We start from the raw sequence: 15444 nt of genomic DNA, 5'->3' as shown, positions 1-15444 counted from the left end.
TAAAGATGATTTTAATAAGTGCTGCCCTACTAGTTTCATACATTACTTTTTATATTCTTGTCGTTTATCCTAAAAAACAATACATTTCAAAGATGACATCTAAAATGATTAGCATGACTCTTGGAATGACTAGCAGTATTCTCATAGGTTTATTAATAGGAATTCTATTACAAGGGAATTTCGCAAAATCTACTATATTAGCCATAATTATAAGTTTTATATTTGCTTTACTTATTGGTAAACCATTTGGGAATATGGCCTCTACAGAAGCTCTTTGTTCAAGTTTAATGGGTGGAATGATGGGAGCTATGTTAGGAGAGATGCTTCCAAGTCGGGATTTTCATTTGATGTTATTTTTCATTGATTCCATTTACATTGTAAGTATGGCGTATATGTTAAGGGTTATTAAAAAAGAAGAATCTGACAAAATGAAAGAGCAACATAAAAAGTCTATTCCATCCTTTTCTTTTGCTTTATCTATTATAATTCCAATTTTAATTGTAGGGATATTTAACTTTATGGATCAAAAAACAGAACAGATTCAAAATGATGAATTGGACCATGATCATATGCATCACTAATAACTAAATATCTCTAATTAATAATATTAAGGAGGTTAGGTACATGAAATACTTATTAAAAACAAAACAAATGTTCATGATGTTGTCAGTTCTTTTAGTCCTATTTATTCCAGTAAATGTGTTTGCTGCTGAACCAGAAGTAGTCATAGATTCAGGTGATACAACATGGATGTTAATTGCAACAGCGATTGTCATTTTCATGCATGTTCCTGGATTAGCTCTTTTTTATGGGGGGCTAGTTAGTGACCGAAATGTAGTTTCAACAATGATGCATAGCTTTGTCAGTCTATTAGTTGTTAGTATAGTCTGGATTTTATGGGGATATAGCTTAACTTTTGGAACTGATATTGGCGGTTTTATTGGAGGGCTGGATTATTTAGGGTTTAATAATGTTGGTGAGGAAGCGGCATTTGGATCTCTCACGATTCCACATTATGTATTTGCGATGTTTCAATGTGCTTTTGCGGCTATAACTGTTGCGATCATCTCAGGTGGTATTGCAGGAAGAATTTCGTTCCCAGCTTGGATTCTGTTTTCTATTTTATGGGTAACGTTTATTTACGCACCAATGGCTCACTGGGTTTGGGGAGGAGGCTGGCTCTTCACAATGGGAGAGTTAGACTTTGCAGGTGGAACAGTTGTCCATATCTTGTCTGGGGTAAGTGCTTTAACAGCAGCTATTGTGATTGGACCTAGATTTGAACATTTAAAGAAGGATCATCAACCACATAATATTGTCCTTTTCTTAATTGGAGCTGCAACATTATGGTTTGGTTGGTTTGGATTTAACTCAGGGAGTGCTCTTGCTGCAAATGGTTTAACGGCTTTATCTTTTGCAAATACACAGGTAGCTGCAGCAGCAGGTGGACTTGGATGGTTATTAATTGAATGGAAAATACGTAAACGTCCAACATTAGTTGGGGCAGCAACAGGAGCAATTGCTGGATTAGTAGGTATTACACCAGCAGCCGGATTTGTAACAGTTATTTCAGCTTTAATTATTGGATTAGTAGCAGCACCAGTTTGCTTCTTTGGTATTCATTTTATAAAAGCTCGCTTTAAGTACGATGATACTTTAGATGCATTTGGAGTTCATGGACTTGGTGGGATTTGGGGTGCGATAGCCACTGGATTATTTGCAACAAAATCAGTGAATGAAGCTGGAAACAATGGTTTATTTTATGGAAATGCTGAACAATTATTGCATCAATGTATAGGTGTACTTACTGCAGTAGCTTTAGCGACAATTGGTACATTTATTATCCTAAAAGTTGTTAGTATCTTTACACCACTTAGAGTGAGTAAAGAAGATGAACTAATGGGGTTAGACTTAAGCTTTCATGAAGAACCAGCATACTCTTCAACAAATGAAAGTGATCCTACTAAAAAGGCAATTTCTTAATGGAAAAAACTTGGGTCAAATCTTATAGATTTGGTCTTTTTTTGTAAGTTTTTATAACAAAATAATGCTCAATGGAAAAGATTATGCTTTGATTTTATTATTTTTGTAATATTACCTAACAGTGAAATTAAGATTTTCCCAAAATAAGAGAAAATATGGTTTGTTTATTTTTTGAATTTTGAGATTATTACATCAGCAAGATAATTGAAGGAAAAGGAGGATTATAGAAAGAGCTATTAAACCTAAAAAAGGAGGATTGATTATATGGACGATTTAGCTAAAACATTTGAGATTTTTTCTGCCACTACAATTGAAGCATTCTATTGGTGGTGTATAGCGTTTATGTTATTAATACACGCCGGGTTTTTATCCTATGAAGTTGGTGTATCAAGAGTTAAAAACGTACTCGCATCAGCTATGAAAAACATTATGACGATTGCGGTCGTTGTACCTACATTTTATTTTTTCGGTTGGTGGATCTATAATGCATTTCCAGATGGCCTCATTCCTCGGATGACTGAAGTAGCAATGGCAGCTTTACCATGGAGTGAAAACATGGGACCAAATGTTACGGACCACGCTAGCGGGATATTTTGGGGAGCTTTTGCTCTTTTTGCAGCAACAACCGCATCCATACTTTCAGGTGCTATTATAGAAAGAATTCGTCTTAGCGCTTTTATGATTTTAGCGATCGTCTTAGGATCCGTTCTTTGGAACCTAGCAGCATCTTGGGGCTGGCATGGTGAAGGGTGGTTCTTAACAAAGCTAGGTTATCATGATGTAGCAGCAGCAGGAGTCGTTCACGCAATCGCCGGTTTCTTTGCTCTTGGTGTCTTAATAAATCTAGGACCTAGAATAGGGAAGTATACCGAAGATGGGAAGCCGGTGAGGATTTTACCACATAATCTTCCTTCTACTTTATTAGGATTAATGTTAATTTTTGTTGGGTTTTTTGGATTTTTAGGTGGATGTATTATTGCTGTGAGTAATGGAGAATGGTTAACGATTTACGGGACACCTACAAATTTATCTGCTTTTACTTTTAATGCTTTGATGGGATTAGCTGGTGGATTTATTGGTTCATACCTCATAACAAAAGGAGATCCTTTCTGGGTAGCTTCTGGTGGGCTTGCAGGAATGATTTCAGTAGGAGCTGGTTTAGATCTTTATCACCCTGCTTTGGCATTTTTGATTGCGATAATCGGTGGGATTATTAGTCCGCTAATTGGTAGTTACCTTGAAAAGAAACAAATAGATGATCCAGTTGGGGCCATTGCGGTCCATGGATTTATAGGAATATGGTCTGTTCTTGCAGTTGGAATCTTTGCCTCAGGCTATCCAAATTTAAATGGTCCTGCAATTTCCTTTATGGGTCAATTAACTTGTGCCGTCATTATTATGGCACTAGGATTTTTACCTGGATATGTTATTTCACTCGTCATGAAAAAATTGAATGTATTAAGAATTCCTAAACAGGCTGAAATTATTGGTATTGATTTAACCGAAATACCAGGATCTGCTTATCCAGAAGGAATACCTTCAACTCAAGATAGAGAAAAATTAAAAGTATCAGCCAAAAATAAAATTGGATAAATAATGGAGGGAACGTTATGAAAACAAGTCCTATAACAAGTTGGGAAAATATTGGTGCATACTTCACTTTTGGTCCTGCTTCTTTTGGAATGTGGCTATCACTAGTTCTAGCTGTCATTATGGTAGGTGCTCTCATTATGACGATGATGAGACATGAACGACATTCATTCACAGAGACCGAGAATTTATATCCAAGAATTCAAGAGGAGTTAAAAGTAAGTTGGGATCAAGAATTTACGATCCCAGTAAAGGTCGAAGGAATCAACTAATATAATAGTAGAAACTAGGATAAACTCTGCTTCAATTGTTTAAGGACATAGCAATTGAAGTGGGGTTTTTATTATTTAGAAGGAGGGAATGAAGGATAAGGGTTAGTGAAGAAAAGATTAGTTAATGAAGGCAGTATGAAACTGTGACTCGATCTTCGCTTATAATGCTAGAATTTAACTTGAATCCTCCATTTAAGAAGATTTGCTAACCAAGAGTGAAATTTACCGACCATAGCCAGACCATTACCCGCTGTTAGGAATGAAACCCGCCATAGAAGGAGAATTACGAATCAAAGAGTGGCGCTTACCCTCCATACTCCAAACATTATCCGCCGTTCCGCAAGAAACCCTACATTATTCATGATTTACCAATCGTACTTTTAAGACATCTTTGCAATACGCCATTACAAAAGCACAAAAAAAGGGTAAGATTTCTACTTACCCTGAACAATCACTATAAATCTAGTGTGATACAACCTTTTCCCCTAGATACGCAAGTTAACATTACTTCTCCATCATTTTTTTCAGCTTCACTTAAAAAGAAATCCCGATGATCAATTTCACCGCCCAATACATCAATTTGACAGCTTCCGCAACCACCTATCTTACAAGAATACGGGGCTTGAATATCATGATTTAAAAGAGTGTCTAATAAAGATTGGTCTTCTGGGATATCAAGTACAATGTTACTTTGCTGTAACTTTACTTGAAAAGGATGTTGAGGACCAAAGTCGGGAGGGGTGAATAATTCAAAATGAATACTTTTTTCAGGGTAACCAATACCTTTTGCTGCCTCTGCAAATTCTCTCATCATTGCCTCTGAACCACAAAAATAAACATGCGTCCCGATTGGCTTATTTTCCATAAGAGTAGAAGTCATTTTACGACCTTCATTTGAAAAGTAGAAATGTGTTACGTCCTTATACTTTGTTGAAAGTAAATCATAAAAAGCACAGTTTTCCTTGGAAGGTGCTGCATAGTGAAGTTCAAATGATTTACCCTGTTTTTTTAATTCTGTTGCCATTGCTAAAAAGGGAGTAATGCCAATCCCAGCAGCAAAAAAAACATGGTGCTTTGCTTGAAAGCTTAGAGGAAAGTGATTTTTAGGATAGCTTACAGACAGTTGTTTTCCTTCATGTACTTTATCGTGCCAATAAATAGATCCACCTTTAGATTGTTCACTTCGGCGAATGGCAATTTCATAGTAATTGTTGACATCAGGGTCAGCTGTAAGGGAATAATGGCGTTCAAGCACACCGGTTTCGGTTTCTAAATACGTAGTGAGGTGTGAACCACCACTGAAACGTGGAAGGTTAGTACCATTTGCTGGTACGAGTCTAAAGCTTTTTATATTTGGTGATTCCTCTCTAATCTGTTCAACTATAACGTCTATTGTAGCTGTGGTCATCTTATTGAACTCCTTCCTTTTTAAACATGTATATATCCTAGATAAGCGTTAAGTCTTTTAGAAAAATGATTGGAAACATCTAATTTTGTTTGACAATGACTACATGTTGCTTCTTCTTGTAAGGGATCTTGTTTCAGATTAAATTGATAACACTTTGCACAGAATATATGGTCTGTTTTTTCACCTACACCATGTTTATCAATTTCCTCATTGGTGAATCCAATATCATTTGCAATTTTTTCTATATCGTCAACTGTTGACCATTTCCCTAATAGAAAAAGTCTTGTTCCGATCTCTTGAGAATGGAGAATTTGCTTAATTTCTTCATGTGAGGGGGATATCCTTGAGAATCTTTCCCCAAGAATATCTTGAAAATAAAGAGATTTATGATCCTCATTATTCATATCTGTCAAAAAATAAACATAGCAGTTAATAGATTTAGTAGATAAATAACGAATAAGTGCCAGGCTTACGATAAGGGAAGATTCATCGAGAAATAGTAGAAATTTTTTCAATGGATTAGGCATTGATAGCTGATTATCACTATTGAATGTTAATTCAATAAAAGGTGATTTATTACTCGATTGGTAAAAAAGACGAACTAATCTGTCTTTCTTTGAGATAACTTGATAGCTGACAATTGAGTTTACTTTAGTCGTAGCCATTGAGATGCCTACATCGTTAGGAAAAGTACCGTCTTCAACCTTAACCTCAGCACTATAAATGGAATCAAAAATTCTATATTCCTTCATTATTTTGCACTTTAAGGTATTCATTTTATGGCACCTACTTTTGTTCGTAAGATATTTTCTAAATATTGTATGATTTTATCCTTATACGTAATAAAACCTTTATATTGAGAAATGTAATCAGGTAAATCAGTTAAAACATGATAAAAGCGAGTTAACCACTCTTCATTTTTTTGTAGTTCTTCTATTGGCATTAAACTAGTATGAATGCTAAAAAGAATTCCGTTCGATTTTGGTAGACGAAATAGTCGTTGATCTTCAACTCTTAGGTGAACGAGCTCCCCAATATTCTCAGAAGTGATGTTCTCCTTTTTCGATCCCCATTCATCATAGTTTTCAGGGAATGTATCAAGGATATGTTCAACTGTAAGAGTCCAATTTAAACGGGTCCAAGGATTGCCAGGTTCCATCCTTAATAAGAAGTTTCTTACTTTCTCCGCCAAACCACTATCAGAGAAATGAGGAACTGGGGAATGAAACTCCGTAAAAGCCATACCGAGATTAAAGGCAATTGACCAGTTAGCGGGGAAGCAGAGCTGGCCAGCATCCATATAAAGATCTCCGTCTTTATTCGCAAGATAAACCAAGTCTTCTTGAACATGTCGGCCGATAAAATCTAGTGGTTCGTAAGGTAAAGTCGTTGAATCACCGAAAACAAAAGATTGTTCTTCCTTTAATAAGTGGTTATAAAATGTCCACATATCATCCATTTTTTTAATACTGAAATAGGTTGGAAATCTCTTTGTCATTTCATCAACAATCATTTCAAAGATCTCCCATTGTGCATCAATTGAATGAGGGAATGATTGAAAAGCTCGCTCTTTGTTATTGTCTAGGACTCTTCTCTTTTCACTTATTTCATGAAAGTATTCCGGTGTAATATTTAAAACAAATGGCGGAACAAGAGACTCAGCGTTATTGGAATAGCGGTAGGAATCAGATTTAAATGGGAATGGAAAACGCTCAGCTAAGGGACGAGTATCACTATCAATATGGTTTAACTTTTCTTCAGTCATGTGAATCCTCCTAAAATTTAAATCTATGATTTTAAAAATAGTAAGCATTCTACAAAAAACATTGTGTAGAATGCTTACTAGAATGTTAGAAAAAATTTTTACATAAATGCTGGTTCAGGTAAACGATGAGCTGCATAAATTGCTTGCCCATCACTTTCTTTATCAAAAATAACTGTTGTATCAGGTGTGAATAGTAGTACATCTCCTGCTTCAGCAACATACTTAATTCCTTGGTCATCACGAATAACAATTTTCCCACTAAGAACGACCTTTGCTTCAAGATAAGTATAAGTAAACTCAAAATCCTCTGAAGGCTGCATAGAAAAATATCCTATTTGAAAACCATCATTTTTATCAGTTATCGGAACATCAATAATTTGGCTTTTTAAATTAGGAATTCCTAATTGTTCATTAAGTTCTTTCTTTTGGTAAGTACCAGCTTTAATTAATTGCACACCCGGTTTTTGGCTCAAATAATCAACATTCATTTCTGTTAAAGTGCCTTCGTTCATCACATTCACTCCTATAAATTTTTTTCCTTAAAGTCTTTGCTTATCACTTTAATTATTGGAATAACGTTATCTTGCCACATTATGTTTTTATGGAGAAGTTTGTTTTCTTGAATATTGGGAAAATTACAAAAAAAGCGTTACATAATATAACATGCTTTTAAAAAATGACCTTTTTTCATTAAGAGATTGGTAGATTTTCTCCGTGTATTTGCTTTCGAATCAAATCTGTATGAATTCCTTTTTTTATTTGTTCTGCAATGTTCATTAATAATCTTATATCTAATAAAGAATATTTACGTGTACCTGAAGGGGATCTATCTGGAAATACTAGTTTTTTCTGTTCATAATATCTTATTTGTCGCTCTGAAAGGCCTGTCATTTCTTTTACAGTACCCATGGTCATAATCTTCTTCGTTTCAAAATGATCGTTTGTTTTCATCCATTCTTTCACCTCATTCCGTTTGGAGTTTCGTTAGCATAACTTCTATCATCTTCTAGCTGATATCTTTTAGAGTTGTTTAATTTTTACATTTAAAAGTTGGATTTAAAAGTCACTTGTTAGTAAATTTGACAGGGAAATAAATTTATCTCTCATATTCAATCTATTTTTAAAAGATGTGAATTACATGGTATTGTTTTTGACACTATATGATATAAAAATGCGTACTTACTAAAAATCACAAATAGAGTTATACTGACTCCATATTTAGGTAATGAAAGAAAAGAGGAGGAAAATGATGAGTAGCTTAGCTTTTTCTCGTAAGAATAACCATAAAGGATTATCACATTTAGATTTACCTACTCAACTAGATCCGATGACATTTATCTTATTTGGCGCATCAGGAGATTTAGCAAAAAGAAAAATTTTCCCAGCACTATACAATTTGTTTATTAATGAAAAGTTTCCTAAGACTTTTAGAGTAATAGGTTTAGGGCGAAGTGAAATGTCGACATCTACATTTCAAAAGCATGTCATCGAATCCATCAAAAAGTTCTCGAGAGAATCACGAAATGATAATGTTGATATCAAAGATTTTCTTCAAGCTTTTTCCTATATTTCATTTGATGCTAAAAAAAGTTCTGATTATATCTCTTTATTAGATACTGTTAAGGATCTTGAGGCTAGACTTGGAATTCCAGAAAACAGGATGTTTTATTTATCTGTTGCTCCTGAATTAATAAATGATATTTCATCAAATATAAAGAATAGTGGGTTAGGTCATACAAAGGGCTGGAAGCGACTCATTATAGAAAAGCCGTTTGGTTATACTTTAGATTCTGCACGACAATTAAATGAACAGTTAACAAAAAGTTTTCTGGAGCATGAAATCTTTCGAATTGATCATTATTTAGGAAAACCAATGGTGCAAAATCTTGAAGCTTTAAAATTTGCAAATCCTATTATTCGTGCACTATGGAATAACCAGCATGTAGCAAATATACAAATTACCGCAAGTGAAACGGTTGGTGTCGAAGAACGAGCAGGTTATTACGATCAAGCTGGAGCAGTAAGAGATATGCTACAAAACCATTTACTACAACTTCTCATGATGACAACTATGAATTTACCAGAGAATAGCACCCCTGAAGTTATTAAATTTGAAAAAATTAGAATTATGGAGTCTTTACGACTATTAGAAAAAGAGGAAGTAAAGAGCCACGTAATTAGGGGGCAATATCTGTCTGGTGAAATAGCAGGTGAAAGGGTGATTGGTTATAGAGATGAGCCTGGAGTGGAAACACTGTCTCATAACGACACATTTATTGCAGCACGTATATGGATTGATAATGAAGTATGGAAGGGAGTCCCATTTTATATACGCACTGGCAAAAGAATGAAGGAAAAGTGTACAAAAATAGTCATAGAATTTAAGAATAATGGTTCATTGCAACTCCCAAACTGTATGGTGATCTCAATTAATCCTACTGAATCTATATCATTAAAATTGAATATGAAAAACCCATTTAATGGTGTAATAGAACCAGTAAAAGTGAATTACTATAACAATCAACAAACTGTTCCAGAAGCTTATGAACTTTTATTATTCGATGCTTTAAAAGGTGATTCCACTTTCTTTGCCCATTGGAGGGAAGTCGAATTATCATGGCAATGGGTTCAAACAGTATTAGAAGCCTTCGAAGAAAATAAAGCACCTCTTTATTTCTATCAATCTGGTACAGTAGGCCCGATAGAATCTAATTATTTAGTAGAAGATGATGGGTTTAAGTGGTGGTAAAGTCATAGCAAGTAGTGTAATAAAGTTTATAACGTTTAACGATACCATTAACAATGGTGTATTAAAAAATAGTAGGAGGTAAATTAATGAAAATTGGACTAATTGGATTAGGGAAAATGGGGCTAAATATAGGGAAAAATTTATTAGATAAAGGTCATGAGATTTCTGTTTATGACTTAAATAAAGATGCTGTCTCAGAATTAGTAAGAGATGGAGCTGAAGGATATCACCGTTTAATTGATCTTGTTCAGTCATTAGAGAAACCTAGGATTCTATGGGTAATGATTCCACATGCCGTTGTTGATCAAGTACTCTCAGAGCTATGCACTTTGTTAGATGCTGATGATATTATCATTGATGCAGGGAACTCACACTATAAAGAATCAATTGCTAGATATAATAGTTTTGAAAAAATTGGCATTCAATTTATGGATGTTGGAACATCTGGCGGTATGGAAGGTGCTAGAAACGGTGCTTGTTATATGGTTGGAGGAGACTGGGACGCTTGGAATGTTGTGAAAGAGATTTTTGAAGACACATCTGTTGAAAACGGCTGTCTTTATACTGGAAAGGCTGGAAGTGGTCATTATCTGAAAATGATACATAATGGTATTGAGTACGGTATGATGGCTGCTATTGGTGAAGGTTTTGAAATTTTAGAAAAAAGTGAATTTCAATACGATTATGAACAAGTGGCAAAAGTATGGAATAATGGGTCAGTTATTCGATCTTGGCTTATGGAATTAACTGAACGTGCCTTCTCTAAGGATGCTGGATTAGAAGAAATAAATGGGGTGATGAACTCATCTGGGGAAGGGAAATGGACAGTAGAAACGGCACTAGATTTACAAACAGCTACACCTGTTATTGCATTGGCCCTTTTAATGCGTTATCGCTCATTAAGTACGGATACTTTCACTGGGAAAGTAGTATCGGCTTTGAGAAATGAGTTTGGTGGGCATGCTGTTGAAAAAGTGAAAAGTTATTGATTTTAAAACACATTCTTTTTCTGTTAGATTGCTATTATTAAGAAATTGATAGCTATAAAAATATGACTAAAGGCGAAAACCTTCAAGATACATTGGAGGTTTCGTTATTTTAAAGGAGGTAAAGACTATGGCATATTTATATTTAGTTATATCGATTTGTGGAGAATTAGTTGGGACATCCATGTTAAAAGCTTCAGCTGGTTTTTCTAAGTTAAGTCCTTCTATAGGTGTTATTTTAAGTTATACCTTTTCGTTTTTCTTTCTATCACTTTCATTAAAAACAATCCCATTAAATATAGCATATGCTATTTGGTCCGGGTTAGGTACAATTATTGCAGTTGTTATATCCGTATTAATATGGAAAGAAAAAGTGACGATTTCAAGTCTACTAGGTATCTTGTTAATTATTTGTGGAGTCGTGATTTTAAATTTATTTGGTCCATCACATGAGCGGATTGAAGAAGCTACTGCTAAAGAGAGTGTCATTTGGAACAAATGATTTACCGCAAACTACTTTTGACTATAGTCGACATGGTGCAGAAAGTAAGTTTCTTACTAAGTGTTAGAAGTATCGATTAATAAAACTGCCTACACAAAGATTTATTTAAACTACTTTATAAATATCAAAAATCCCCTCTTTTGGAAATAAAATTCGAGGGGATTTTTATTATTTAGCATAACTAAATAAATAGGGCAAGATTTACTGACTAATTGTTCTTATATACTTCAATAATTTGATACATCTGTTCCGACATCATATCTTGTGCAGCTGTCATTAAATTACTTAAGTGAATGGAAGGGTTTTCGTGGAGATCATTAGCAATTGTTTTGACTGCAGCTAATGAAACCTCTGTGTTCACATTAATTTTACGGATGCCCCGGTCAATGGCTTTTAGTATTTGGTCTTCAGGAGTACCAGAGCCACCGTGAAGAACAAGTGGATTGATTTTAAAATAACTTATTTTACAACCACATGCCAAAAACATTGATTTACCAATACTTATTTAACTCTATTAATTACCCACCCAATTTTGACAGGTTGGGGGTGGGGGTTCGAATCCCTCTCGGTTCATTAGATGTGAGCTTCAGTTCCTTGGTAGATAAGGGATTGGGGCTTTCTTGTTTTTGAACATAAACGGCTACTAGCCCCTCGTAAACGAAAATTGCACAATGTCCAAAAAATGATGTTCGAATTTATCTGCTTAAAGGAGATCTCTCTCCTGGATCATCCCGAATTAATTAATAGTATTCATTTAATGTCGAAAATGATTAGATTTTTAATATAACAAGTAAATTATAAGTTTTAAATAGACAATATATAAGATTTAAGGGATATCGAGTAATTAGATAAGAAAACTTTTAAGTATATGCTATTTATAATGAAAAAGAGCTATAGTAGAATTCCGGAAAAAAGTATATAAAAACGCTTTATTTAATATTTATTAAAAAATAATAACCAATTAAACTTAATTTAAGTGGTAAATATTTATAGATAGATTTAGTAGTTTACCACCAAAATGTATAAATTATTCTAAAAGGAAAGGATGGATAACATGAAATTTGGTAAAAACGTTATAAAAAAGACGGTCTCTTTACTAGTTGTGTTTGCAATGCTATTGCCTGTTTTTTCTAGCTAGAATTTGCAAGCGGTTTCAAATGACGAAACTGAAATTATTATTCACTATCAAGAAAGTTACCAAAATACAAAAGACTGGAATCTATGGGTATGGGTAAATCGAAACAGAATGCAATAAGGCATCCGACTAGGCCTTTAAACCAAAATTGCACTGGAATAATTTATTTCATTGTTTTTATACTCCAAAAGTGAATGAATACTTTATTAATAATTGCACTAGCTGGAAAGATCAACAGATACGATAGAGCGGAGAACCAAGTATTCCAACCGTTCTTATATGTGAATACGTTGAACTTTACAGACATCCATTCCAAGCAAACTGTTAACGCGATCCATAAAAGAATAAATAATAATAAATATTTAATTTCAATCTTCCATTTATAGAGGATATATGAAAAAAAGTAACCATAGAGAGAATAGTTGACAACATAGACTAGAACATCGAATAGTTCTAGCTTTGGAGAATCCATAATTCTATAAAAGTTAAAGGGATAGTCAACACCAATAAGGACATCAGCAGTTAATCCGAAAACAGCATAAAATAACATTATTGTTATAGTTAAGCTTTTAGGAATTATTTTTGGAATGGCTATAAAGCAAATCAATAATACTACCATTGATATCATGACAAACCATTCGTTTTTGTCAAAAATAATAGGCAATTTAAACATTTATGATTCTCAATCCTTTTCAAGAAAATCAATGAAACGATAAAAAGCAAGTGAAATAAAAATTAACGAAAACCATAAGACAATGGAGAACCATTCATTCCATTGACGGTATTTGAATACACCTGAGTGTTCTAGAAATATTTCACCTATAAATATAATAATGCTCCCCAAGATGACTGTGTATGCTTTGAGTCGAGGCTTTATTGAAATATAAACATTTAAAATAGAGAGTATTGCTAAAGGCAATAAAAGATTTTGAGCTATGAGCAGAGAAAGGTATGGAACAGCTTTCTTTGGCTTATCGATATATTGTAAGTTTGTAAAAAACGAATTAATAACTAACCCTGAGACTAGTATGATGAAAAGCCAAATGGGAATGATTGTAGTTATTTGAAATTTATTTATTTTAAGAAATAGAAAGATTAAAAAGAAAAGTAAAAGAGCAGTATACAAAAATTCACCACATTTCGTAAAAAATGGAGTATACGAATATATTGTATCTAAACGTTTTCGTATTTATTCGGAAGGCTTTAGATAAAAAATGTAGGTTTTACTTAATTAAATAGTAATTTTGATTGAGGTTAATCAATATATCAAGCGAAAAAAGAGAGATGAAAAGCTTGTTAAATTGCTTAAGTGTAAGTTCGGTGAATAAGGAGCAACAATGTTTTTTTGGAAACGTTAAAGTTTATTAATGAGTTAGCATGGTAGTTAATGGACTGATCGGCTTTTTGTCGTTCAGTCCATTTTTATTTCAATGGAGGGAGCTTAGTTAATGATTAACACATTGTAACTCCAAAATATTAATTAGCTTATTTTTGTGGACGTCAATTATTTTAATTCCAGGATCCATTTTGTCGATTGTAGGGTTGATTATTCTGAATTGGTTTTAGTCTTTTATCTTGTACACTTTGTTATAAAAGGACAACCAAATAAACAAGGGAAAAGTATACAATTGAAAGCAACCTATTAATAAAAGAATAGGGTTATGAAGACCATGCAAAAGTAGTAAAGGAGTACGATGGAGTATAAAAAAAGGTTAGCAATGTCTTTGCTAGCCTATCCAACTTTGTATTCTTCTCTAGCCACTAGGGCCTATAATAGATCGTCCAATTTTGTGTCTGAATAAATGGCAATTAGGATGACTGATTTTGTGTCTCCAATGTTTTTTACCATATGTGGAACACTTGCATTCCAGCTAAAAGAATCGCCTTTTTCTAAGATAAATGAGTCTTCTCCTTGTTCAGCAAGTACTTTTCCTTCTAGCACTAAATGGACTTCCTCTCCTTCATGTGCATGGGGTTCACCTTCCCCGATGGCAAATCCAGGAGGCGACTCAACAATCATCATTCGTAATGGTCCTTTTGAGGTTATATGCTCAATTTTTAAATCTTTTAATGACGAGGTTCTTCTAGCATCTTTTCTAACAACACGCATGTGCTGTTTTTTTTCTAATAGTAAGTAGGGTAGCGGTACCTTCAAAAATTCCGCAATGGTATTTAGTGTGTTTATGGAGGGTGACGTATTATTGTTTTCAACATTACTTATAAAGCCTTTTGATAGCCCTGTACCTTCACACATTTGTGCAATCGTGATTTTTTTTTTATTTCTAATCGATCGAATTTTAGATCCTATATCCAACCTACTCACCTCTATATCATTTCTGTTTACGATACTTATAATAGTAGCAAAATCATTGACAGTCTACAAGCTTGTTGTTACCATATAGAAAATTAATATTCCTATTAGGAAACAACATGATTTTCTTATTTTTTTGTATATTAGTTTTCTAATATGAATAATTGTTTTTGATAAAGTTACACCTTACTTTCTGTCTCAAAGCAAGCTGTACAAAATATTTTAGAAAAAGGTGATAGTTAGGGGGATAAAAATTAGTTGTTACGAAACATGAATTTGGCTTGATAAAAATTATTTCTTTAGGAGGATCTATAATGAAAAATAAACAAGATATTAGTGCACTTTTACTACGATTGGTTCTAGGAGTTATTTTTATAGGACATGGTGTTGCAAAATTTCAAGGTGGTATTGGAAATATAGCTGGATGGTTTGATAGCATTGGATTGCCTGGGTTCTTGGCTTATGCAGTGGCAATTATCGAGTTGGTTGGTGGGATTGCAATGCTACTTGGTTTGGCTACACGTATAGTGGGAGGACTTTTTATCTTAGTGCTTTTAGGGGCAATTGTGAAGGTTCAATTAGCTGCAGGTTTTATTGGAGGCTACGCGTATGATCTTGCATTATTGGCAATGTCAGCCTATTTCTTACTAAACGGAAGTAAGCTTTATTCTTTAGATCATTATATATCAAAAGCAAGGAACAAATGATAATTTCGATAAAAGAGGAGAGGCCTATCGGGTTAT

Annotated in this window: 16 protein-coding genes; 8 read left to right on the top strand and 8 right to left on the bottom strand. The window is 33.8% G+C overall.

Annotation, left to right across the window (positions count from 1 at the left end; all coding sequences use genetic code 11):
* Positions 1-5 precede the first annotated feature (5 nt).
* The 4 genes from ACEWK1_RS13215 to ACEWK1_RS13200 all read left to right on the top strand — a co-directional run bounded on the left by ACEWK1_RS13215 (position 6) and on the right by ACEWK1_RS13200 (position 3845).
* Positions 6-581 (top strand): hypothetical protein, encoded by a 576-nt coding sequence (locus ACEWK1_RS13215; RefSeq protein WP_212136244.1) that lies wholly within the window; start codon positions 6-8, stop codon positions 579-581.
* Positions 582-726: 145 nt separating this feature from the next.
* Positions 727-1983, top strand: a complete 1257-nt coding sequence (locus ACEWK1_RS13210) for an ammonium transporter (protein WP_212136598.1) — start codon at positions 727-729, stop codon at positions 1981-1983.
* 264 nt (positions 1984-2247) lie between these two features.
* The gene (locus ACEWK1_RS13205; protein WP_212136245.1) at positions 2248-3576 is read left to right on the top strand and encodes an ammonium transporter; all 1329 of its coding nucleotides are present in this window, start codon (positions 2248-2250) and stop codon (positions 3574-3576) included.
* 17 nt (positions 3577-3593) lie between these two features.
* Positions 3594-3845, top strand: coding sequence for a hypothetical protein (locus ACEWK1_RS13200; RefSeq protein WP_212136246.1), 252 nt, complete (start codon positions 3594-3596; stop codon positions 3843-3845).
* Positions 3846-4299: 454 nt separating this feature from the next.
* Here ACEWK1_RS13200 and ACEWK1_RS13195 read toward each other — a convergent pair whose 3' ends face one another.
* The 5 genes from ACEWK1_RS13195 to ACEWK1_RS13175 form a co-directional block, all read right to left on the bottom strand.
* Positions 4300-5253 (bottom strand): PDR/VanB family oxidoreductase, encoded by a 954-nt coding sequence (locus tag ACEWK1_RS13195; protein WP_212136248.1) that lies wholly within the window; start codon positions 5251-5253, stop codon positions 4300-4302.
* A 20-nt stretch (positions 5254-5273) separates the two neighbouring features.
* Positions 5274-6005: a dimethylamine monooxygenase subunit DmmA family protein gene (locus ACEWK1_RS13190; RefSeq protein WP_416636372.1), complete on the bottom strand. Its 732-nt coding sequence runs from the start codon at positions 6003-6005 to the stop codon at positions 5274-5276.
* A gap of 20 nt (positions 6006-6025) precedes the next feature.
* Positions 6026-7018 carry a heme-dependent oxidative N-demethylase family protein gene (locus tag ACEWK1_RS13185; RefSeq protein WP_212136252.1) on the bottom strand — a complete coding sequence of 331 codons (993 nt, stop codon included), beginning with the start codon at positions 7016-7018 and terminating at the stop codon, positions 6026-6028.
* Positions 7019-7116: 98 nt separating this feature from the next.
* The gene (locus tag ACEWK1_RS13180) at positions 7117-7530 is read right to left on the bottom strand and encodes a cupin domain-containing protein (RefSeq protein ID WP_212136254.1); all 414 of its coding nucleotides are present in this window, start codon (positions 7528-7530) and stop codon (positions 7117-7119) included.
* A 178-nt stretch (positions 7531-7708) separates the two neighbouring features.
* Positions 7709-7969, bottom strand: a complete 261-nt coding sequence (locus ACEWK1_RS13175) for a MerR family transcriptional regulator (RefSeq protein WP_212136256.1) — start codon at positions 7967-7969, stop codon at positions 7709-7711.
* Positions 7970-8267: 298 nt separating this feature from the next.
* Here ACEWK1_RS13175 and zwf point away from each other — a divergent pair, with 298 nt between their 5' ends.
* The 3 genes from zwf to ACEWK1_RS13160 all read left to right on the top strand — a co-directional run bounded on the left by zwf (position 8268) and on the right by ACEWK1_RS13160 (position 11255).
* Complete coding sequence (gene zwf, locus ACEWK1_RS13170) at positions 8268-9767, top strand: glucose-6-phosphate dehydrogenase (RefSeq protein ID WP_212136258.1); 1500 nt, start codon at positions 8268-8270, stop codon at positions 9765-9767.
* 86 nt (positions 9768-9853) lie between these two features.
* Complete coding sequence (gnd, locus tag ACEWK1_RS13165; RefSeq protein WP_212136260.1) at positions 9854-10756, top strand: phosphogluconate dehydrogenase (NAD(+)-dependent, decarboxylating); 903 nt, start codon at positions 9854-9856, stop codon at positions 10754-10756.
* A 127-nt stretch (positions 10757-10883) separates the two neighbouring features.
* Positions 10884-11255 carry a DMT family transporter gene (locus ACEWK1_RS13160; RefSeq protein WP_212136262.1) on the top strand — a complete coding sequence of 124 codons (372 nt, stop codon included), beginning with the start codon at positions 10884-10886 and terminating at the stop codon, positions 11253-11255.
* Positions 11256-11463: 208 nt separating this feature from the next.
* On the opposite strand, the gene ACEWK1_RS13155 is transcribed toward ACEWK1_RS13160, so the two are convergent.
* The 3 genes from ACEWK1_RS13155 to ACEWK1_RS13145 all read right to left on the bottom strand — a co-directional run bounded on the left by ACEWK1_RS13155 (position 11464) and on the right by ACEWK1_RS13145 (position 14704).
* The gene (locus ACEWK1_RS13155) at positions 11464-11742 is read right to left on the bottom strand and encodes a class II fructose-bisphosphate aldolase (RefSeq protein WP_212136264.1); all 279 of its coding nucleotides are present in this window, start codon (positions 11740-11742) and stop codon (positions 11464-11466) included.
* Positions 11743-12553: 811 nt separating this feature from the next.
* Entirely contained in the window at positions 12554-13063 is a 510-nt protein-coding gene (locus ACEWK1_RS13150) for a hypothetical protein (RefSeq protein WP_212136266.1), read from the bottom strand.
* Positions 13064-14158: 1095 nt separating this feature from the next.
* Entirely contained in the window at positions 14159-14704 is a 546-nt protein-coding gene (locus ACEWK1_RS13145; RefSeq protein ID WP_212136268.1) for a helix-turn-helix domain-containing protein, read from the bottom strand.
* A gap of 311 nt (positions 14705-15015) precedes the next feature.
* On the opposite strand from ACEWK1_RS13145, the gene ACEWK1_RS13140 reads away from it, so the two are divergent.
* Positions 15016-15408, top strand: a complete 393-nt coding sequence (locus ACEWK1_RS13140; RefSeq protein ID WP_212136270.1) for a DoxX family protein — start codon at positions 15016-15018, stop codon at positions 15406-15408.
* Positions 15409-15444 lie beyond the last annotated feature (36 nt).

It is taken from the genome of Metabacillus sp. YM-086 (assembly GCF_048059995.1).
GTDB classification, from domain to species: Bacteria; Bacillota; Bacilli; order Bacillales; family Bacillaceae; genus Metabacillus; species Metabacillus litoralis_B.
Note: the sequence above shows the minus strand (reverse complement) of the source record. Positions and strands in the feature narration are given on the sequence as shown.

Coding starts and splice junctions, on each gene's coding strand:
- ACEWK1_RS13215 (WP_212136244.1), top strand. CDS start 6: ATGATTTTAATAAGTGCTGCCCTACTAGTTTCATACATTACTTTTTAT.
- ACEWK1_RS13205 (WP_212136245.1), top strand. CDS start 2,248: ATGGACGATTTAGCTAAAACATTTGAGATTTTTTCTGCCACTACAATT.
- ACEWK1_RS13200 (WP_212136246.1), top strand. CDS start 3,594: ATGAAAACAAGTCCTATAACAAGTTGGGAAAATATTGGTGCATACTTC.
- ACEWK1_RS13195 (WP_212136248.1), bottom strand. CDS start 5,253: ATGACCACAGCTACAATAGACGTTATAGTTGAACAGATTAGAGAGGAA.
- ACEWK1_RS13190 (WP_416636372.1), bottom strand. CDS start 6,005: ATGAAGGAATATAGAATTTTTGATTCCATTTATAGTGCTGAGGTTAAG.
- ACEWK1_RS13185 (WP_212136252.1), bottom strand. CDS start 7,018: ATGACTGAAGAAAAGTTAAACCATATTGATAGTGATACTCGTCCCTTA.
- ACEWK1_RS13180 (WP_212136254.1), bottom strand. CDS start 7,530: ATGAACGAAGGCACTTTAACAGAAATGAATGTTGATTATTTGAGCCAA.
- ACEWK1_RS13175 (WP_212136256.1), bottom strand. CDS start 7,969: ATGAAAACAAACGATCATTTTGAAACGAAGAAGATTATGACCATGGGT.
- zwf (WP_212136258.1), top strand. CDS start 8,268: ATGAGTAGCTTAGCTTTTTCTCGTAAGAATAACCATAAAGGATTATCA.
- gnd (WP_212136260.1), top strand. CDS start 9,854: ATGAAAATTGGACTAATTGGATTAGGGAAAATGGGGCTAAATATAGGG.
- ACEWK1_RS13160 (WP_212136262.1), top strand. CDS start 10,884: ATGGCATATTTATATTTAGTTATATCGATTTGTGGAGAATTAGTTGGG.
- ACEWK1_RS13155 (WP_212136264.1), bottom strand. CDS start 11,742: ATGTTTTTGGCATGTGGTTGTAAAATAAGTTATTTTAAAATCAATCCA.
- ACEWK1_RS13150 (WP_212136266.1), bottom strand. CDS start 13,063: ATGTTTAAATTGCCTATTATTTTTGACAAAAACGAATGGTTTGTCATG.
- ACEWK1_RS13140 (WP_212136270.1), top strand. CDS start 15,016: ATGAAAAATAAACAAGATATTAGTGCACTTTTACTACGATTGGTTCTA.